The 19,386-nt window shown below is 72.5% G+C and carries 18 protein-coding genes and 1 pseudogene; 7 read left to right on the top strand and 12 right to left on the bottom strand.

Annotated elements, in window-relative coordinates:
* Positions 1-297 precede the first annotated feature (297 nt).
* Positions 298-486, top strand: a pseudogene (locus IF61_RS34000) (ADP-ribosylglycohydrolase family protein); the annotation flags it as partial.
* 103 nt (positions 487-589) lie between these two features.
* Here IF61_RS34000 and IF61_RS0109190 read toward each other — a convergent pair.
* The 3 genes from IF61_RS0109190 to IF61_RS0109180 all read right to left on the bottom strand — a co-directional run bounded on the left by IF61_RS0109190 (position 590) and on the right by IF61_RS0109180 (position 4,506).
* Entirely contained in the window at positions 590-1,525 is a 936-nt protein-coding gene (locus tag IF61_RS0109190; RefSeq protein WP_030365790.1) for a DMT family transporter, read from the bottom strand.
* A 394-nt stretch (positions 1,526-1,919) separates the two neighbouring features.
* The gene (locus IF61_RS0109185) at positions 1,920-2,897 is read right to left on the bottom strand and encodes an asparaginase (protein WP_030365789.1); all 978 of its coding nucleotides are present in this window, start codon (positions 2,895-2,897) and stop codon (positions 1,920-1,922) included.
* Between the two features lie 34 nt (positions 2,898-2,931).
* Positions 2,932-4,506, bottom strand: coding sequence for a GMC family oxidoreductase (locus IF61_RS0109180; RefSeq protein ID WP_030365788.1), 1,575 nt, complete (start codon positions 4,504-4,506; stop codon positions 2,932-2,934).
* A gap of 623 nt (positions 4,507-5,129) precedes the next feature.
* Between IF61_RS0109180 and IF61_RS0109175 the strand changes: the two genes are divergently transcribed.
* Positions 5,130-6,032: a pseudouridine-5'-phosphate glycosidase gene (locus IF61_RS0109175; protein ID WP_030365787.1), complete on the top strand. Its 903-nt coding sequence runs from the start codon at positions 5,130-5,132 to the stop codon at positions 6,030-6,032.
* Positions 6,029-6,937: a carbohydrate kinase family protein gene (locus IF61_RS0109170; protein ID WP_030365786.1), complete on the top strand. Its 909-nt coding sequence runs from the start codon at positions 6,029-6,031 to the stop codon at positions 6,935-6,937. The genes IF61_RS0109175 and IF61_RS0109170 overlap by 4 nt, the downstream gene beginning before the upstream one ends.
* 186 nt (positions 6,938-7,123) lie before the next feature.
* On the opposite strand, the gene IF61_RS0109165 is transcribed toward IF61_RS0109170, so the two are convergent.
* Positions 7,124-8,116 carry an aldo/keto reductase gene (locus IF61_RS0109165; protein ID WP_030365785.1) on the bottom strand — a complete coding sequence of 331 codons (993 nt, stop codon included), beginning with the start codon at positions 8,114-8,116 and terminating at the stop codon, positions 7,124-7,126.
* A 42-nt stretch (positions 8,117-8,158) separates the two neighbouring features.
* Positions 8,159-9,238, bottom strand: coding sequence for a mechanosensitive ion channel family protein (locus tag IF61_RS0109160; RefSeq protein WP_030365784.1), 1,080 nt, complete (start codon positions 9,236-9,238; stop codon positions 8,159-8,161).
* A 372-nt stretch (positions 9,239-9,610) separates the two neighbouring features.
* Between IF61_RS0109160 and IF61_RS0109155 the strand changes: the two genes are divergently transcribed.
* From IF61_RS0109155 to IF61_RS0109140, 4 genes are all read left to right on the top strand, one after another.
* Positions 9,611-11,116, top strand: coding sequence for an NAD(P)/FAD-dependent oxidoreductase (locus tag IF61_RS0109155; protein WP_030365783.1), 1,506 nt, complete (start codon positions 9,611-9,613; stop codon positions 11,114-11,116).
* Between the two features lie 58 nt (positions 11,117-11,174).
* A complete protein-coding gene (locus IF61_RS0109150; RefSeq protein WP_030365782.1) occupies positions 11,175-11,645 on the top strand; it encodes a hypothetical protein in 471 nt (156 codons plus the stop codon).
* Positions 11,646-11,681: 36 nt separating this feature from the next.
* A complete protein-coding gene (locus tag IF61_RS0109145) occupies positions 11,682-13,103 on the top strand; it encodes a hypothetical protein (protein WP_030365781.1) in 1,422 nt (473 codons plus the stop codon).
* A gap of 134 nt (positions 13,104-13,237) precedes the next feature.
* Positions 13,238-13,636, top strand: coding sequence for a hypothetical protein (locus tag IF61_RS0109140; RefSeq protein ID WP_052392538.1), 399 nt, complete (start codon positions 13,238-13,240; stop codon positions 13,634-13,636).
* A gap of 22 nt (positions 13,637-13,658) precedes the next feature.
* Here the strand turns inward: IF61_RS0109140 and IF61_RS0109135 are convergent, their stop codons facing one another.
* The 7 genes from IF61_RS0109135 to IF61_RS0109105 all read right to left on the bottom strand — a co-directional run bounded on the left by IF61_RS0109135 (position 13,659) and on the right by IF61_RS0109105 (position 19,278).
* Positions 13,659-14,327 (bottom strand): DUF8017 domain-containing protein, encoded by a 669-nt coding sequence (locus IF61_RS0109135; protein ID WP_157848568.1) that lies wholly within the window; start codon positions 14,325-14,327, stop codon positions 13,659-13,661.
* Positions 14,328-14,434: 107 nt separating this feature from the next.
* The gene (locus tag IF61_RS35110) at positions 14,435-14,974 is read right to left on the bottom strand and encodes a hypothetical protein (RefSeq protein WP_052392537.1); all 540 of its coding nucleotides are present in this window, start codon (positions 14,972-14,974) and stop codon (positions 14,435-14,437) included.
* 140 nt (positions 14,975-15,114) lie between these two features.
* The gene (locus IF61_RS0109125) at positions 15,115-16,101 is read right to left on the bottom strand and encodes a glycoside hydrolase family protein (RefSeq protein WP_245684455.1); all 987 of its coding nucleotides are present in this window, start codon (positions 16,099-16,101) and stop codon (positions 15,115-15,117) included.
* Positions 16,102-16,143: 42 nt separating this feature from the next.
* Positions 16,144-16,716, bottom strand: a complete 573-nt coding sequence (locus tag IF61_RS0109120; RefSeq protein ID WP_030365776.1) for a PadR family transcriptional regulator — start codon at positions 16,714-16,716, stop codon at positions 16,144-16,146.
* A 109-nt stretch (positions 16,717-16,825) separates the two neighbouring features.
* On the bottom strand, positions 16,826-17,338 hold the full coding sequence (locus tag IF61_RS0109115; protein WP_425428218.1) for a transglycosylase SLT domain-containing protein: 513 nt from the start codon (positions 17,336-17,338) through the stop codon (positions 16,826-16,828).
* Positions 17,339-17,606: 268 nt separating this feature from the next.
* Positions 17,607-18,701, bottom strand: a complete 1,095-nt coding sequence (locus tag IF61_RS0109110) for an ABC transporter permease (RefSeq protein ID WP_245684454.1) — start codon at positions 18,699-18,701, stop codon at positions 17,607-17,609.
* A gap of 73 nt (positions 18,702-18,774) precedes the next feature.
* Entirely contained in the window at positions 18,775-19,278 is a 504-nt protein-coding gene (locus tag IF61_RS0109105; protein WP_030365773.1) for a MarR family winged helix-turn-helix transcriptional regulator, read from the bottom strand.
* Between the last annotated feature and the right edge of the window lie 108 nt (positions 19,279-19,386).

Here is a 19,386-nt window from a genome sequence, read left to right as displayed (position 1 = left end):
GACGGCGAGGGTGACCTGCCGGTCGCCGTCGGCCGACGTGAAGCTGAGGGTGCTGCAGCCCGGAACGCTACCGGTGCGGCCCCACACCGGCTTCTCGCCGGGACAGTAGCCGGACCTGCTCTCCAGGCCCAGGCCGTACGGCGGCCTTGCCGGCCGGGCTCGCGGCCTCCCTGTCCGCGCCGTGGGCGCCGGCGGGCGCGGCGGGCGCTGCTGCAGCCGGGTCGGCTGCGGGGACGAGGACGGCTGCGGCAGCAAGCAGGGCTGAGGCGGCGGCTGTTCGGCGGCGCATGGCTCCGGATTCCCGCCGAGCCCGTCACCGCCCTCCGCCGGGCCGCCTGCACCTCCGGCGACTCCGACTCCATCGCCTGTCTGACGGGCGCGTTCGCGGGGGCGCACCTCGGCGCCGGCGCCCGGCCGCAGGACTGGGTGCGGCGGATCGAGTACCGCGACGAGCTCCTGGCCTTCGGAGCGCTCTGGGACCTATAGCCGCATAGGGGAAGCCCCGGCCGAGGCGGTCGCCGCCGCCTTCAACGGTGCATGTGCGCGAAGGCGGCGGCTCGGTGCTGCAGTTGCCCCGGCCGGGGTTCGCTCAGGCGGTTGCCGGCGCCGGGAGCCGGGATTCGGCCACGGCGAGGCCGGCGACCGCGGTGAGCAGGAGGAGCGTGCCGGCGATGGTGGCTGCGGTGAGGTGTTCGCCGAGGAGCGTCACGGCGAGGATGGCGGCGCTGACCGGCTCGATCAGCATCACCACTGCCGCTGTCGTCGCGCGGACGGCTGCGACGCCGGCGAAGTAGAGGGGGTAGGCGAGTGCGGTGGTGACGGCGGCGACGTAGGCCATGAGCAGCAGGATGCGCCCGAGGTGGTCGGTGTGCGGGATGATGCCTTCGGCCCAGGCGAGGGGCAGCAGGACCGCCGCGCCGATGCCGAAGGACCACATGGTCAGGCTGTAGGGGTCCTCGCCCCCGCCGCCGCGGCGGCCCGTCCAGCGGGCCAGGAGCGTGGCCACGGCGTATCCGGCGGCGGACAGCAGCGCCAGGCCCACCCCGAGGGGGTCGACGGTGCCGGCCTGGTCGCCCAGGACGAGCACGGCCAGGCCGGCCAGGGCCCCGCACACGGCGAGGACGCCGCCCCTGCCTATCCGCTCGTTCAGCAGCAGCCGCCCGCCGATCGCGGTGAAGACGGGCCCGGCCCCGAGCGTGACGATGGTGCCCACGGCCAGCCCGGTCTCCTGCACCGCCCCGAAGTAGGCGGTCTGGAAGACGGCCAGGCCGATGCCCGTGCCGACCAGGAGCAGCAGCCGCTGCCCCCGCAGCCGTGGCCGCGCGACGCGGGGAGCGGAGGAGCGAGCGGGCCGGTTGGGGAGGAAGGCGCGGGCGGCGAGCAGCAGCGCCAGGCCGCTGACGTACCGCCAGAAGGACACGGCCATGGGGCCCAGGTCGCTGGACCGGTAGATGATGTCCACTGCGGCGCCGGTCGTTCCCCAGGTGGTGCCGGCAAAGGCCAGGTAGGCGAGGCCGCGCCCCACGGAGCGCGACGCCCTCGCGCCGGGATCGCCGGTCGGGGACGACGGCTCTGTGGAAGCTGACGGCTCTACGGAAGCTTCGGACACGGATTCGGACACAGTGCGTTCTCCAGACGGAGCGGATGGTCAGGGGACTCCCGTGCGCGGGCACAACCGCAAAGCGCGTCGGCCTCGAAGGGCCCGGCGCGCTAGGGAGAGGTGGCGGCCCGCGTCAGGCGGCGGGAGGCGCAAGCACTGTCGAACGCATGCCGGTCACCCTACGCCCTCCCCCGGGCCAAATGATCATGATCCGGCTGCCCTTGGCGGAAAATGGCCGGTGCACCGGCAAGATCAGGCCGAGTTCGGGGGTGCCCTGCGCTCCCCTCCCCCGGCGCCTCCGTGCTCCGCGCGGGGCCCGCTAGCCGTGCTCGGCGAACGCCGCGGCCATCTCGTCGTGTCCCGCGCCCGCCGCGAGCAGCAGCCGCAGCAGCACCCTCGCCTTGTACGGGTCGAGCAGCCCGCCGTTGATCAGTCCGCGCCGCTGCAGGTCGGTCTCCGAGCCGGGCGCGCTGTAGGTGTGCCGGAGCACCGGGCCGCCGCCGGTGCGGGAGGTGAGGACGACCGGGATGCGGTCGGCGAGGGCGCCCAGCACGGGTGCGAGGGACGCGGGTACGTGTCCGGCCCCGAAGCCGGCGACCACCAGGCCCCGGTACGTCGCGGCGAGCCCTTCGAGCCGGCCGGGGTCGTCGTCGAGCGTGACGCAGTGCAGCGCCACGCGGGCGGCGTCGAGCCGCGCTCTGCCGATGCCGGCGGGCAGGACGGCGCGGCGCGGCGGCGGTGCCAGGACCCGCACCTCTCCTTCGGCGACGCGACCCGCCGGGCCGGCGTTCGGTGACACGAAGGCCGCCGTGCTCGTGCTGTGGGACTTGCGCACCCATCTCGCCGCGTGCACCTCGTCGTTGAAGGCGACGAGCGCGCCGAGCCCGCGCGCCGCGGGGGAAGCGGCGACGCGGGCGGCCGCGAGCACGTTGGCCGGACCGTCGGCGCCGGCCGTGCCCGGCTGCCGCATCGCCCCGGTCAGGACGAAGGGCGCGTCGTGCGGCCAGACGAGGTCGGCGAGGAACGCGGTCTCCTCCAGGGTGTCGGTGCCCTGCGTGACGACGACGCCGACGGCCCCGTCCGTCACGGCCAGCGAGGCGGTGTCGACGACGTCGAGCACCTGCGCGAAGGTCAGGCTTCCGCTGGGTACGGCGTGGACGTCCCGTACGTCCAGAGGCACGCCGAGCTCGTCCAGTCCGGGTACGGCCGCGGTGATCTCGGCCCCGGTCAGCCGCTCCCCCCTGGCGCGCCCCGACACCGATATCGTGCCTCCGAGTGCGAACAGCGCGATGCTCACGTTTCCCCCACTGCTGCTGCCGGCCGGTGCCGGGCTACGCGCCCCGGACCAGGTCCGCGGCCTTCTCCGCGATCATGATGGTGGGTGCGTTGGTGTTGCCCCGCACCAGGGTCGGCATGACCGAGGCGTCGGCCACCCGCAGGCCCCTCACCCCGTGCACCCTCAGCTCGTTGTCGACGACCGGCCCCATGGCGCAGGTGCCCGCGGGGTGGTAGAGCGTGTGCAGTTCCCGCCGGGCGTGGTCGAGGAGGTCCCGGTCGCTGTCCGAGCGCGGCACGAGGAAGTCGGACCGCCGGTGCGCCCGCAGGGCGGGCCGGTCCGCGATGGCGAGCAGGACCCGCAGGGCGCGGACCGCGGCCGCGCGGTCCTCCTCCGTGGACAGGTAGTTGTGCACGATGCGCGGCTTGGCGCTGGGCAGGGCCGAGCGGAGGGAGACCTTTCCCCGGCTGGTCGCGTCCAGCAGGACCGCGCCGTGATGGAAGGCGTGGGCGGTCGGAATACCGAGGCCCTCTTGGTGGAACATGGCCGGCAGCGCGTGGATCTGCACGTCCGGTGCCTCCAGCCCGGCCAGCGTCCGTACGAATCCGCCCGCCTCCCCCGCGTTCGAGGTGAGCGGCCCGCGGCCCTCGGACTCCAGGAGGGCGAGGTTCTCCGGGGTCATCGCCGTCAGCAGCGACTCGGTGTCGGTGAGGTGGATGAGGGGCAGGTGCGGGTGGTCCTGCAGGTTCTCGCCTACGGGGAGGTCGGAGCGCGGGGTGATGCCGAGCGCTTCGAGCTCCGCGGCGATACCGATCCCCGAGAGCATCAGCAGCTGCGGGGAGTTGTACGCGCCGGCGGAGAGGATGACCTCCCGTTCGGCGCGCAGTTCCACCAGCTCCCCGTGGTGTTCGGCCTCGACGCCGGCGGCCCGGTCGCCCGAGAAGAGCAGCCGGGTGCACTGGGCCCCGGAGAGCACGGTCAGGTTCGGCCGCTCCAGGGCGGGGCGCAGGTAGGCGTCGGCCGTGCTGCACCGGAGGCCGTTGCGCTGGGTGAGGTCGTAGTAGCCGAAGCCGTCCTGCTCGGGGCCGTTGAAGTCCGGCGTGAACGGGTGGCCCGCCTCCTGCGCGGCCTCCACGTACGCCGTCATGAGCGGGTGGCGTGAGCGGCCCCGGCTGACGGTGAGCGGGCCGCCGGCGGCGTGCCAGTCGGAGGCGCCGCCGTGGTGGTCCTCGGCGCGGAGGAAGTACGGGAAGACCTCGTCCCAGCTCCACCCCTTGGCGCCGGCGTCCGACCAGGCGTCGTAGTCCCTGCGGTTGCCACGGATGTAGATCATCGCGTTCATGGACGACGAGCCGCCGAAGGTCTTCCCGCGCGGCAGGAAACAGCGGCGGCCGCCCAGGCCCGGCTCGGGCTCCGACGTGTAGTCCCAGTCGTACTTGGTCCGGAACAGCTTGGCGAACGCCGCCGGGACGTGGATCTCCGCGGCGTCGTCGGGCGGCCCCGCCTCCACCAGCAGCACGCGGACGCCAGGGTCCTCGCTCAGCCTCGCGGCCAGTACGCAACCGGCCGATCCCGCCCCCACCACGATGTAGTCGTGGCTCCGGTGCTGCGCGTCCCTCGCGTCCTGCATGGGGGTTCCCTTCCCGGTGACCAGTACGACGGCGGCTCCCATGATGGCCCCAGGCGGTGGGCACGACCAGATGACCGCTGCTGATCGCTGCCGATCGCTTCAGCGCGGGCCGCCGTCACGACGAGGCCGGGATGGGGCGGAGATGAGTACGTGCACCCGCACGTTCTGAACGGTCGTCGGCACGCCGACGCCGCTCCTGACGTCCGCGGCCGAGCGAGCGGCATCACCCGGCCCTCGCCGGCTCACATCCCGTTCCGTACGTGGGCCCTGGTGCGGGGCGCCGGCGGCCGCGGGCAGGGCGGCGGTCACCGTGCAGGCGCCCCATGCGGTGACGAGCATCGTGGCTCGTGCGAGACAGCGCATGGTTCCCCTCCTGGACTGGATGTGAAAGGTGAGCGAAGCCGAGCCTGCCTGCCGGGCCCGGTCCACCCGTCGTGCGCCAAGGCTTGCGATGCCACGGGCCGGGGAACGGCTCTGTGCATCAGGGGTGCACCAGGGGGCACCGGGGTGCATCAGGGATCCGGTGAGCAGCGCCGTATTCGGCGTGACGGGAGGGGCCTGCGATGTCAGAGGTGTCGGGCGAGGAGCCTCGGTGGCCGGTGGTGCCGTACGGGCAGCCACAGTTGCCGGTGGTATCGGACGAGGTGCGGGAGGCGCTGGAGCGTGGCCGGCCGGTGGTCGCCCTGGAGTCGACGATCATCGCTCACGGCCTGCCCCGGCCGCGGAACCTGCAGGTGGCGGAGGAGCTGGAGGCGCTCGTGCGGGAGGGCGGCGCCGTCCCCGCGACCGTCGCCGTGCTGGACGGCCGGCCGCACGTGGGGCTGGACAAGGCGCAGTTGGTGCGGGTGGCGGGTGAGGACGGCATCCGCAAGCTGGGACACCGGGACCTGGCGTCGGCGGTCGCGGCGAGGGCGAGCGGGGCGACGACCGTGTCCGCGACGGCCTTTCTGGCGGCCCGGGCCGGGATCCGGGTCTTCGCGACGGGCGGCCTGGGCGGCGTCCACCGCGAGTGGGCGCAGACGCAGGACGAGTCGGCGGACCTGCGCCTGCTGGCGCAGGTGCGGATCGCGGTGGTCTGCGCGGGGGTGAAGTCGGTCCTGGACGTGCCGGCGACCCTGCAGCGCCTGGAGACGCTGGGCGTGAGTGTGGTGGGGTTCCGGACGGCGGAGTTCCCGGGCTTCTACCTCAGCGGTTCCGGCGAGCCGGTCGACTGGACGGCCGGGTCCGCGGCCGAGGTGGCCGGCGTGCTGCGCGCCCAGGACGCGCTCGGCGGTCCGGAGTCGGCCCTGATCGTCGCGAACCCGGTTCCCGTGGCGCAGCAGCTCGACCCGGCGCTGCACGACCGGGTGCTCGCCGAGGCGCTGGCGGCGTGTGCGCGGGAGGGCGTCACCGGGCAGGCGGTCACCCCCTTCCTCCTCGACCACCTCGTGCGGCACACCGGCGGCGCGTCCCTGGAAGCCAACGTGGCCGCGGTGCGGGGCAATGCGCGGCTGGCGGCCGAGATCGCCGTGGCGTACGCCTCATGACGGGTGTCCGGGCCGGGGCGCTGCTCGTCGTGGGTGACGTGGTGACCGACGTCGTCGCCCGTCACCGCGCCCCGCTCGCCCCCGCGACCGACACGGCGGCCGCCATCGCGATCCTCCCCGGCGGCGCGGGCGCCAACGTGGCCTGCTGGGCCGCCCGTTCCGGAGCCCCGGACGTCCGCCTCCTGGCCCGGGTGGGCGCGGACGCGGCGGACGGGCACGAGCGCGCGCTGCGCGACGCCGGGGTCCGGCCGCATCTGGTCGTCGATCCCGAGGTCCCCACCGGTACGGTCGTCTGCCTGGTCGGCGCGGACGGCGAGCGGACGTTCCTCACCGACAGCGGAGCCGTCGTACGGCTGTCCCCCACCGACTGGAATGACGATCTCCTCGCCGGAGCCGGTCATCTCCACCTCTCCGGCTACCTCTTCTTCGCCGAGCCGAGCCGCAGCGCCGCCCGGACCGCGCTGGACGCCGCCCGCGCCCGCTCCGTGCCGGTCAGCATCGACCCGGCCTCGGCGGGCTTCATCGCCCGCCTGGGGGTGAACCGCTTCCTGGAGGCCGTCGCGGGAGCGGACGTCCTCCTGCCCAACCACGACGAAGCGGAGCTCCTCACCGGCCTGCCCGACCCTGCCGACGCGGCGGCCAAGCTGAGCCGGCAGTTCCCCCTCGTGGTCGCCACGCAAGGCGCCCGGGGAGCGCTGGTCGCCGCCTCGGGCGCCATCACCGCCCGGGTGCCGGGAGAGCCGGCCGCCGCCGTGGACACCACGGGCGCGGGCGACGCCTTCACCGGGGCCTTCCTCGCCGCCCGGCTGGCGGGCCACGACCCGGCGACGGCCGCGCGGCGGGGCTGCCGGGCCGGCGCGGAGGCAGTCACACGGCCCGGCGCCCGCCCGGCCGCCGGCGGCTGATCGTGGCGGCTCGGCGCGCGCGGCGTGTCCCTCTCAGTCCTGTCGGCGGCCTCCACGCCCCGTTCGCGCAAGACGTGCAGGTGGTGGTTGAGCGCCATGGTGAACTGCCGGACGTCCCGGTCGAGCTCCACGTAGCACGTACGCCGAAGGAAACGGTTCTCGCGCGCGTCCGAGCGTGACTGCCCTTCAGTTGCCCTCCGGGAATGGCGTTCCTTCGGGGAGAAGCCCTTCCGCCAGCAAGTCCCGCCACAGAGCGCCGGGGATCGGCCGGTGGGACTGGTGGGCCGCGTCGGCGACTTCGCGGGCGTTCCGCAGGCCGATCAGGATCCCGGCGACGGCCGGGTGCCCCAGCGGGAACCGGGCGGCCGCCGCCCGCAGGGGCACTCCGTGGCGTTCGCAGGTCGCCTGCAGGCGCAGGGCCCGTGCGAGCAGGCCGGGTGGCGCGGCGGCGTAGTCGTAGGTCGCGCCGGGGGCGGGGGCGGCCAGCAGGCCGGAGTTGAAGACGCCGGCGGCCACGACCGCGACGCCGCGACGCGCCGCCTCGGGCAGCAGGTCGGACAGGGCGCTCTGGTCGAGGAGGGTGTAGCGGCCGGCGAGCAGGACGACGTCCACGTCCGTGTCCCGTACGAAGCGGGCCGGCATCGCCGACTGGTTCATGCCGATCCCGATGGCCTTGACCACGCCCTCGGCCCGAAGGCGTTCGAGGGCGGGGTAGGCGTGGCGGAGGGCGTCGTCCTCGTGTCCGTCCGGGTCGTGGAGGTGGACGATGTCCACGTGGTCCAGGCCGAGCCGCTCCAGGCTGGCGTCCAGGCTGCGCCGTACGCCGTCGGCGCTGAAGTCCCAGACCCTGCGGTGGGTGGCGGGCACGGCGAAGTCGTCGGCAAACTCGTCGGCGAGCTCCCCCGCGGATGCGGCGCGCACGGGCTCCAGGAGCCGCCCGACTTTCGTGGAGACGGTGAACTGCCCGCGCGGCCGCCCCCGCAGCGCCGTGCCCAGGCGGCGTTCGGACAGCCCGAGCCCGTAGTGCGGCGCGGTGTCGAAGGAGCGGATGCCCGCCTCCCACGCCGCGCCGACCGCCTCGGCGGCGTCCTCGTCGGACACGGCGGTGAAGAGGTTCCCTATTCCGGCCGCTCCGAAGGCGAGCCGGGTGGTCCATGCCCGGCTGCGACCGAGCGGCACCCGCTCACCCAGCGGCCTCCGTTCCACAGCGGCGGCCCGCTCTCAGCCCGCGACGTCGAGGGATTCGCGGGGGTGGGGGATCACGGCTTCCGCGCCCGCCTGTTGCAGGGAGACGGTCCGCGCGGGGGCGGGGATCCGGATGCCCTCCTCGCGGTACCGCTGGTGCAGGCGCTTGATAAATTCGTGCTTGATGCGGTATTTGTCGCTGTATTCGCCGACTCCGAGGATCACCGTGAAGCCGATGCGGGAGTCGCCGAAGGTGTGGAACCGGACGGCGGGCTCGTGGTCGGGGATCGCGCCGGCGATGTCCTTCATCACGTGCTCGACGACCTCGTTGGTGACCCGCTCGACGTGTTCCAGGTCGCTGTCGTAGCCGACGCCCACCTGCACCGTGACGGACAGCTTCTGCTCGGGCCGGCTGAAGTTGGTCATGTTCGTGCCGGCGAGCTTGGCGTTCGGGATGATGACGAGGTTGTTGTTGAGCTGCTCCACCACGGTGATGCGCCAGTTGATGTCGCGGACGTAGCCCTCCTCGCCGCTGCTGAGCCGTATGTAGTCGCCGGGCTGGACCGTCTTCGAGACGAGGATGTGGACGCCCGCGAAGAGGTTGGCGAGCGTGTCCTTCAGGGCGAGGGCGATCGCGAGACCGCCCACGCCGAGGGCGGTGAGCAGCGGGGCGATGGATATGCCGAGGGTTTCCAGGATGATGAGGAAGCCCATCGCCAGGATCCCGATGCGGGTGATGTTGACGAATATCGTGGCCGATGCGGCCACGCCGGACCTCGACTGCGCGACGGACCGCACGAGGCCGCTGATCACCCGGGCCGCGGTGAACGTCGCGGTCAGCATGACGAAGGCGATGAGCGTCTGGTTGACGACGTGTCCGACCTGGCTGGTCAGCGGGAGGGCCGCTGCCGCGGACGCCACGCCGCCCGCCACCGCGGCCCACGGGGCGACGGTGCGCAGGACGTCGACGATGATGTCGTCGCCCTCCCACGCGGTCCGGGCCGCCTGTTTGCCGAGCCAGCGCAGGATCACGCGCAGCAGGAGGGCGACGGCCACGCCGGCGGCCACCGCGATGCCGGCGACGATGGCGTCGTGCAGGGTGAGGTCGCGGTTCATCGGTGTCCCCCTGCCGTTGCGGAGAGCGGAGCGACGGCGTCGCAGGCTGCCGGAAGCCCGGAGTAGTGGTTCGTCACCTTGTACCTGTCTGTCCTGACGGATCGTGAGTGCGGGCGAGGGCCACGGAAGTGGATCATCGCGAGAGGACATCCTGCACCACGTCCGTTTCGCCCCCGCACGCCCGGGTGGTGATCGGCCGCCGGCGGAAGGACGCGCGGCCACCACCTTGCCGGACGGCCGGCCGCTGTCAATGAGGCCTCCTCGGCCGTAGGTTGCCGCCGCCCCGGATGACGGAGGACGGACTGTCCCGCCGGTACGTGGCTGCGGTTCACTTGCGGCAGGGGTTCTGCCTTCGACCGTGGAGGGGGCCGGGTGTCCGAGCGAGCGGCCGACCGGACGGAAGTCCTCGTGGTGGGCGGTGGTCCCGCCGGCAGTACGGCAGCGGCGCTCCTGGCCCGCGAGGGCCTGGACGTGACGCTGCTGGAACGCGAGCACTTCCCCCGCTACCACATCGGCGAGTCGCTCCTGCCGTCGGTGCTGCCGGTGCTGGACCTCCTGGGGGCCCGGGAGGCGGTCGAACGGCAGGGTTTCGTCCGGAAGTCGGGGGCGTACTACGACTGGGGCGGCCAGCAGTGGGCGCTGCGCTTCGCCGGCCTCGGCGGGGGTGCAGGGGCAGGGGCAGGCGCCGATGACGGCCCGGCCCCCGGCTACAGCTTCCAGGTCGTCCGCTCGGTCTTCGACCAGGTGCTGCTGGAGCATGCGCGGGAGGCCGGCGCCGTCGTCCGCGAGGGCGTGAGCGTCCGCGGGATCACGTTCCGCGAAGGCCGCCCGGCGGAAGCCGTGTACGCCTCGCGCGACGGCGACGGCGACGGCGACGGCGACCGCGGCACTGGCCGCGGCACCGGCACCGGCACCGGCACCGGCACCGACGGCGGCCGGATCGCCTTCGGACACCTCGTGGACGCCTCCGGCCGGGCCGGAGTGCTCGCCGCGCGGCAGTTGCGCACCCGGCGCTTCCACGACGTCTTCCGCAATGTGGCCACGTGGGGGTACTGGCGGGGCGCCGCCCCGGTCGCGTCCGCCCCCGAGGGGGCGATCTGCGTCTTCTCCCTCCCCGACCACGGCTGGTTCTGGGCGATCCCCCTCCACGACGGAACCCTGAGCGTCGGCCTGGTCACCGACAAGCGTTCCTTCTCCGCCGCCCGGCAGGCCCTGGGCGGCACCGCCGCCGTCTACGCCTCCCGCCTGCGCGCCGTCCCCGCCCTGCGCGAGCTGCTCGGCGGCGCCGAACTCGTCTCGCCCCTCAAGGTGGAGAGCGACTACTCCTACACCGCCGAGCGGTTCTGCGGGCCGGGCTACTACCTGGCCGGTGACGCGGCCTGCTTCCTCGACCCGCTGCTGTCCACCGGCGTGCACCTGGCCATGTACAGCGGCCTGCTCGCCGCCGCGGCCATCGCCACCGTACGGCACGGCGAGGCCGGCGAGGCCGCGGTACAGGCCTTCTACCAGGGCGCCTACCGGCACGCCTACGAACGGCTGCTCATCCACGTCGGCGCCTTCTACGACGTCCACAGGGGCCGTGACGCGTACTTCCGCCGCGCCCAGGCCCTCAGCCACCGCGACCAGCAGAACCTCCGGCTCCACGAGTCGTTCCTGAACATCATCAGCGGCGTCGAGGACCTCCACGACGCGGAGCACACCGCCACCGCCTCCTCGCTGTTCGCCCGGCTGCACACGCCGCTGCCCGGCCACTCCCCCCATGGTCTCGGCGGGCACGGCACCGGCCACATGACCCCTTGGCCCACCACCCCGGACCGCGCCGTCGCCGGCCTGTACCTGGCCCGGGAGCCCCGCCTGGGACTGCGGCCGGCCTCCTGACCGGGCCCTTATAGTGGCGCACGATGGAATGACGTGACCATGGCGTAACGGGGGCGCGATGACTTGGTCCGAGTGGGAAGACGTGAAGGCCGAGGCCGGCCGGGAGGTGGCGACGCGGCTCAATCAGCTGCCCGGCGGCCCCGGGAGCAGTACGGGAAACGCTGATCTTGTCGTGCATCAGGACGACTTGGGCGATGTGGGCCACGAGGCGTTCGTCCTCCACGGCGAGTTGCAGAAACAGGCGGACATTGCCGGCGCCGGCGCCGGCCGGGACGGTTCCGGATCCACGATGCAGGCCGCGGCGGAGCTGAAGAAGAGCAGCTTCGCTCTCGGCGGCGAGCTGGAGACGACCGTGACCATGTGGACCTCGCAGGTGAAGGCCGTCCTGCAGGCGTGCGCGCACGTCTCGAACCACCTCGACCACTCGACGGCGGCGCACGCCGCGGACGACGCGGCCCTTGCGGCGACGTTCCGCCACCGGGACGGCTCGGCCGTGTCGGTCTCCCGCCTGTCCGAGTACTTCAAGTAGTCCGAAGCACGTCAAGCACGGAGAGCTGCTCTCGTCATGAACTACACCCAACTGCTCGAGGCCGACCTCGGGAAACTGGGAACGGCCGTGGCCGACTGGAAACGGATGGCCGGAGACCTGCAGAAGCTGGGCGGCAATGCTCGCGACGGGCTGAAGTCCAAGTCGGACAAGGCCCGGTGGGAGGGCGCCAACGCCGGAGTGACGCGGGTGTTCGTCGACAAGACGGTGAAGGAGTTCGAAGACCTGCACCAAGAGGCCAAGAGCATCTTCAGCGTCATCGATGACGCGCACAACGAACTGAAGGCCCTCCAGGCCAGGGCCAAGCACCTGACCGAGGCGGCCCGCAAGGACGGCTACCTCGTCATGGACCGCAAGGACGGCACGGTCAAGGTCACCGAGGCCATGTGCACGGTCGAAGGGCCCGGGCAGAAACAGCTGGACACCATGCGCTGGTACGCGGACACGCTGACCGGCCTGGTGAGCCACGCCACCGAGGTCGACGCCGCCGCCGTACGTGCCTTGCGGGCCAGTCACGGCAACGATCCGGTCAATGCGGGCCACGCGACGTACACCTCCCTCGACGAGGACATGCTGCCCCGGGCCGTGAAACTCGCCGGGCTGGGGAAGGACGCCGGCGAGAAGCAGCGGCAGGAGCTGCGCAGGCTGTGGGAATCCCTCAGCCCCGAGGCCCGGGCCCGGATATGGACGCAGCACAAGGACGACCTGCTGGCGGCCGGCCTGCTGACTCCGCAGGTGAAGCGGGTCTCGGCGGACCGCGGCGCAGGACCGTACGACATCGCCTCGCCCGGCGCGCACGACTACTGGATCCAGTTCCAGGCCAACGGGATATCGAACGCCGGTGACTTCATCGGCAACACGGACGCCGCCCGCCACATGGACCACTACCTGCGCGGCACCGGCAAGACCCTCGACCTCGACGTCGACCGGATGCTCACCGACGATGCGGCGCTGCGGCAGGTGACCGAGCAGGCGCGTGCCGACGAACAGGAAGACTGGCGCAGACAAGCGCTGGAAGCGTTCGAGAAGTCCGGCGGCAAGCCGGTGGCCATACCCGTGGAGACCTCCGGCAAGGGATACACCCACACGGACCGGAACTGGTACCTGGCCGTGGGCAGCGGCATGTCGAACTCGACGGGTGTGGTCACGGCCGTGCCCGGCCCCGACGGCAAGCCGAAGATCGGCATCGATTACCAGGTGAACGTCTGGGACCGCTACAACTGGGATCCGGGCAAGGCCACGCCCATCGGGCCGACCACGGTCACCGACGCCGACATGGCCCGGCTGCACACGACAGGACTGGCCAGGGAGTTCGACATGAGAGGCAGCGGTTCCGTGCAACACCACGAGCTGGGGTCGAAGGGGGCCTGGCCCGACCCGGAGGACCCGGGACGGGACGGGACGCGTACGGACATCGGCCGCAACGGGGACGCCCGGTGAAGGGGATGCGGCGGCGGGGGCGGTGTGCCGTTCTGGCCGGTGGCGCGGCCGTGCTTGCGGGGCTGATGGCGGGATGCGGCGGGGCGACGGCGCATGACGGCGCGCGGGACGCACCCCGGTCTCCGGGCCGGCAGGTGCCGTACTGGCTGGACGGGGCCGCACCGCCGGCGGTCGCGCAGCAGTTGCACGTGGCGGTCCCGGCCACGGCGACCGAGGTCAGGGCCGCCCACCAGAAGGGGTTCCAGGACGACGGGCTGCTCCTGGCCTTCGTCCTGCCCAGCAGCGAGGTCGACGGATTCGTCGCGCAGCTGGCCCCGGAGCGACCGCTGCGGACGCGGCAGGAGCCGGTCGCCGGAGCGGTGAAGCCGACGACGCCGTTCGCGCATCTGGGGCTGCCGGAGCCGGAGTCCCTGCCCGACGTCCGCGAAGGTCAGGTGTGCGCCCCCTGCCAGGGCGACCTGAACTCCCTCGACGTCGCGGTGGCGCGGGCCGGCGAGGGCACCAGCCGCGTCTACCTCCGCGGCACCGACTGAGGATCCGGCGAGGCGCTGCCCGTTACTTCCCCAGCGCGGCGCTCTCCATCACCTTGTCCAGCTCCCGGCTCTCCTCCGGTTCGCCCGGCTGCGCGACACCGAGGAGGAACGCCGAGCGGCTGTCGTCCACGGCGATCAGGGTCAGGCGGAGGTGCCCCGGGGTGCCCGTGCCGGGTTTGCCGGGGCTGACCTTCAGCGCCACCGTGTGCGCGGGCCGCCCGTCGACCGTCGTCGGCCTGGACTCCTCCGGTTCAGAACTGCCATCCGGGTAGAAGAACTCCGCGTTCGAGCGGGCGGCCCGCTCCGCCTGCCGTTGCAGGGCCGCCTGCGGGACCGCTCCGGCGCGGCCGGCGAGCACGGTGCTGCCGCCCTCTCCGCCCGTCTGCTTCTTGGTGACCGACGAGGTGAAAGCGCTGATCAGCTTCTGCTGCCCGTCGTGCTCCCACCCCTCGGGTATCGCGTAGGAGAGTCCGGCGGCGGCGTCGGTGACCCGGGGCCTGCCGGCGAACGGCGCCGTGTCCTCGTCACGCGTCGTCATCCACCACCCGGCGGCGACCCCGGCGACCAGCAGCAGAACCAGGGCCGCCACGGCACCGGCCACCATCGTCCGCCGGTTGCCCGGCCCCCGGCCGGAGGGGGAAGAGGCCGGGGGCGCGGGCGGAAGGGTGAGGTGGGGGTGAGGCGTCGTCATGGTCCCAGCGTCCGTGATCCGCGCGGGACCGGCCTGAGCACGCGTACTCAGTCACGTACTCACGTACGTACACGCGTACGCGTTCGCATACGTGGCTGCCGTCGGGGTCAGTTGTTCCAGGGGTTGGCCGGCTGGTCGTTGATGGCCGTCCAGAAGCGGGTGCCGGCGGGGACGTCGCCGTAGGCCCAGAAGCTCCAGCCTCCCGAGTTCTCCAGGTCGGGACCGTATCTGCCGTCGTGGAACTCGGCCATGCGCCAGCCCGTGCCGAAGGTGTTCGCGCAGACGCCGTCGGCGGCCGCGCGGCTGGTCAGGCGGGTGCCGCGGAGGGGGTTGGTGGCCGCGACCTCGCCCCGGGCCCACCCCGCGTAGAAGCCGGGGGTGATGCCGGCGGGGGCGGCCCGGCCGTCGATCCTCAGGCAGAGTACGGGCAGGGCCGTGGTGGTGGCGGTGTCGCCCTGGTACGGGTTGCTCAGGGGGCCGCCGCCGACCTGGACGGTTCCACCGGGGCCGTCCGCCATCAGGTTCCAGGTCATGGCCTTGCCGCCGGAGTCGGCAGCGGGTGCGGCCGCCGCCGCGGGAGTCGTGAGGCTTCCCGCCGCGGCGAGCGCCGCGACGCCGAGAGCGAGAACCGTCTTCACCGAACGCATGGCTTCTCCTCACTGATGTGACTCGAGATGCATGGCGTAACGGTGCGGATTCTCCACGCTCTTCACAGAACCCCCAAGGCGGGAAACCAGCCACCGCCCACCGGTGCCGGGCACCGGTGGGCGGCGCGATCACGGCCGTCTCAGCCGAAGCGTTCGACGAGTTTCGCGAAAGTGCCGAAGGCGGGCTTGGGCGCGTAGTCGTCGGTCATGAGCCCGAACCGGTGGAACAGACCGGGATTCGCGCTGTCGGCGTCGCGCAGGGCGAAGTGTGTGTAACCGCTCAGCCGGAGCGGCCCGGCAAGGGCGGCGACGGCGCCCACCACGGTCTCGACGACCTCGGCCTGCCGGTGGGCGGGCCTGCCGGGGCCCGTGGGCCAGCCGTGCTCGGTGATGTGCAGGGGCAGGTGACCGAGGCCGGCGGGGGCCAGGACAGTGTGGCGGTGGTGGTTCAGCAGTCCCTCGACGGCGCCCGGGAGGCCGGGCGCGGCGACGGGCTGGAAGACGTCGGGGAAGAAGTCCAGGCCCACGTAGTCCAGGTCGGCGAGGAAGGCGTCCCCTGCCCGGCCGGTCAGGTCGGTGACGAAGGACGCGGCCGGCCCGAAGAGGGGCGTGGTGTTGAAGCCGACCCGCAGGTGGGCGTGCCCGAGTGCGCGTGCGTGCTCCTTCGCCGCGGTCACGCCCCGGACGATCGCTTCGCGCACGTCCGGATAGGCGCCGTCCAGGGTGGCCACCGACGTGACGTTCGGCTCTTCCGTCACTTGCAGCGTGCTCGTGACGTCCCCGTACTGCTCGACCAGTTCGCGGAGGAAGGCGCAGTAGCCCTCGACGTCACCGGAGGCGGACTGGTACTGGGCGACGAGATCCAGGCGGCGGCCCCGCACCGCGTACTGGGCAGCGGCGGCCGGTGTGGACGTGGCGTGGGGCCGGCCGGGCCGGGTGGTGTCGTCGAAGCTGATGTAGGCGCGGACGAGGAAGGGGCGGCCGGTCCTCCCCTGGAGCAGGTCGAGTGCGGCCGTGATGCGGGACGGGTCGTCGGGCGGGCCGGCGGCCAGGCCTCCGGCGTCGTCACCGGTGACACTGCCCGGGTATATCCCGAAGAGCATTCCGTCATGCGCTGTCGGCGTCATGGGGCGGTTCCTCTCAGCTGTCGGGTGAAGCGGAGGGCCGGATCAGACGGCGGGCCAGGTGAGTGCGCCGGTACGGATGTCGTCGACGACCGAGTCGATCCATGCCGTTTCGGCGCGTGCGAGGCACAGCGCGTACTCGGCTTCGATGACGAACAGGCGGGGTGCACCGGCCGCCCGCGCGGAAGCCAGGCGCTCCTCGTCGGCAGCCGTGCGCTCCCGGAGCCGCTGCGCCCGCTCGGTGAGGGCTTCCACGGCGCCGTCCGGACCGAGCGCGCCGAGGTAGGTGACGGCGCCGAGGAACCGGGTGAACTCCCGCTCGGGGTTGCGGATCTGGGAGTCCAGCCGCCGTACGAGCTCTTCGCGCCCCGCCTCCGTGAGCGCGTAGACGGTCCTCTCGGGGCGGTTCCCCGAACGCTGCTGACCCTGAACGGCCACCCAGCCCGCCTCGTTGAGGGCGGCGACGGTGTTGTAGAGCGTGCCCCGGGTGACGGCGGCCGCGTGACTGTCGCTGCGTTGCCGAAGCTCGGCGAGCATCTGGTACGGGTGCGAGGCCTGTTCCAGCAGGAGGCCCAGCACCGCCAGCACGATGGGGTTGTCCAGAGTGCGTCGTGGCATGGTCGAACTCTAACAGTCTAAATAGACTATGTACGACGCGAAGGGCGGCGGCGCCCCGGAGGTCCGGGGTGCCACCGCCCTTGCGATGGTTCGCGACGCCTGTCGTGGATCAGTACGCGGAGTTGACGTTGTCCATGGAGCCGTACTTGTCGGCGGCGTAGTTGCAGGCAGCGGTGATGTTGGCGACCGGGTCGTAGATGTCCCAGGACGTGCCCTCGACGTGGTACGCCTTGAACGTCGGGTCGATCATCTGCAGCAGACCCTTCGAGGGAACGCCGTTGACCGCGTTGACGTCCCAGTCATTGATGGCGCGCGGGTTACCGGTCGACTCACGCATCACGTTCTTCTTGATGCCCTCGTACGAAGCCGGAATGCCCTTGGCCCGCAGAATGTCCAGGGCCTCGCTGATCCAGCCGTCCACGTTGTCCGCGTAAGCCTTCTTCGCGGGGGCAGCGGGCTTCGCGGGGGCGGCCGGCTTCGCGGCGGCGGGCTTGGCCTCAAGGGCCTTGCGCTCAGTGGAACGGTTAGCGGCCTGCTTCTCCGCACGCTCCTTCTCGGCGCTCACCTTGCCGGCGTCGGCCTTGGCAGCCGTAACGGCGGCAGTGGTCTGCTGACCTTCCAATCGCGGATGTCGCCCGGCCCTGAAGCGGCGCAATAACGAAGCGCCGTTCCTCGGTCGACGGCGCCCAGCGACCCCGCAATTGTTAGCGGCAGCGAAAACCCCTGACAAGCACCGTGACCTACTACCCCCATTCATAGGACTCAGAAATATGCGGCCCTTTCCCCCTCATTCCGCCACCCCGTCCACTAACGCGATTCGTAAGTGACCCACGCCTCATGGGCGGCCTCACACCGCAGACCCCCGCGCGTCACTCCACGCGAGCGCGCACTCACTCAGGAACGCCGGCGTTCGCCTCGCGTCCGCCGGGGTGGCGGTGGCGCCGGATCCAGAAGACGGCGCAGGAGACGGCGGCCCAGGCGCCCAGGACGGCGAACGGGAAGAAATGCTGGTGCTCCCGGAAGTAGACGGCCGTGTGCTGGGCGTTCACGGAGGCGCCGGGCGGCAGCCAGCGGCCGATCTCGCCGAGGAGGGAGGGCAGCAGGGGCCAGGAGACGGCGCCGCCGGAGGAGGGGTTGCCCAGCAGGACCATGAGCCCCCAGGTCGGCAGCATCGCCCACCGCCCGAACAAGGCGTTGAACATCGTGAAGACCATTCCCGACGTGAACATGGTCAGCGCGAGAATGAACCAGGATTCCGCGAACGGCAGCTTCAGGGCGCCCAGCACCCAGTCCACGACGGCGGCAATGGTGAAGCCGCCCAGCACGGAGTATCCGGCGGTGAAGGCGATGCGCTCGGCGGGATTGAGCGCGGAGGCGTGGACGCCCATCTGAATGGCGCCGACGAATCCGACGATGACTGCGGCGAGGGTGATGTAGAAGAGCGCGAGTCCGCGCGGGTCGCCCTTTTGCAGGGGGTTGATGTCCTTGACGGTGACGGGCACGCCGACGGCCTTTCCGGCTTCCGGCGCGGTCTCGGTCAGGAGCTGGGCGACGGTGGCGCCGGAGGCGCCGGAGACGTCCAGCCCGGCAGCGCCGGGACGGTCCTGGAGGATGGCGTAGACCTGCTGGTCGTCGACGGCGTTCCGGGCGGCCTCGTAGGTGGCGAAGTGGCGCAGCCGGAGCTCGGCCCCGAGCGCCTCCTCCATGCCCTGGACGAACTCGGCCCGCTTGATCTCGGGGGCGGGGACGCCCGTGACCGCGGTGGGGATGTTGTGCGGGGTCGGATTGGCCATGGCGTACGAGTAGGAGCCGGCGAAGAGCCCGGCGGCCGCGGCCACGATCAGCAGGAGCACGGTGGCGGGGAAGAACGGCGAGTGGCGGAACGCGTGCCGGCGGGTACGGGCGCGCCGCCGGGCACGGACGGGGGCGCGGATAGGGGCGCGGGGCGCGCCGGGGCCGCTCTCGTCACCCGTGGGATCACCCATGGGGTCACGATAAGTGGATGATCCTCACAATCCGGGTACGGCACGGCCGGGCCCGCGCGTCGCGGGCGAGCGGTCAGCGCTCCCCCGCTTGCCCCGCCTGTGACGCGTCGAGGTTCTCGGTGAGCCGTTCCAGCAGCCCGCGCAGTGTGAAGGCGTCCTGCAGGGACAGACCCGACGCGGCGACGATGCGGCGGGGCACCGGCAGGGCGCGCTCGCGCAGCTCCTCGCCGGCGTCCGTCACGCGGACCACGACCGAGCGCTCGTCCTCCGCGCTGCGCTCGCGCACCACGAGGCCGGCCGCTTCGAGCCGCTTGAGCAGCGGGGAGAGGGTGCCGGAGTCGAGCCGCAGCCGTTCGCCGATGGCCTTGACCGGCTGGGGGTCGGGCTCTTCCCACAGGACGAGCATGGCGAGGTACTGCGGGTAGGTGAGGCCGAGGTCCTTGAGGGCGTCGCGGTAGACGCCGCCGAAGGCGCGGGCCGCGGCGTGCAGCGAGAAGCAGATCTGGTGGTCGAGGCGGAGCAGCTCCGCGTCGTCCGGGAGGGGGGCGTCCGGGAGGGGGGAGGGCGGAGCGGTCATGCCCCAAGGGTAACCCGCACCCCATTGAATTGTGCACAACTCAATCGTGTGCAATGCTTTCGACTGTACGGAGGCGCCGCTTCCGTACAGGGACCGCCGAACCGAAGG

It is taken from the genome of Streptomyces roseoverticillatus (assembly GCF_000719265.1).
In the GTDB taxonomy this organism is placed as follows: domain Bacteria; phylum Actinomycetota; class Actinomycetes; order Streptomycetales; family Streptomycetaceae; genus Streptomyces; species Streptomyces roseoverticillatus.
Note: the sequence above shows the minus strand (reverse complement) of the source record. Positions and strands in the feature narration are given on the sequence as shown.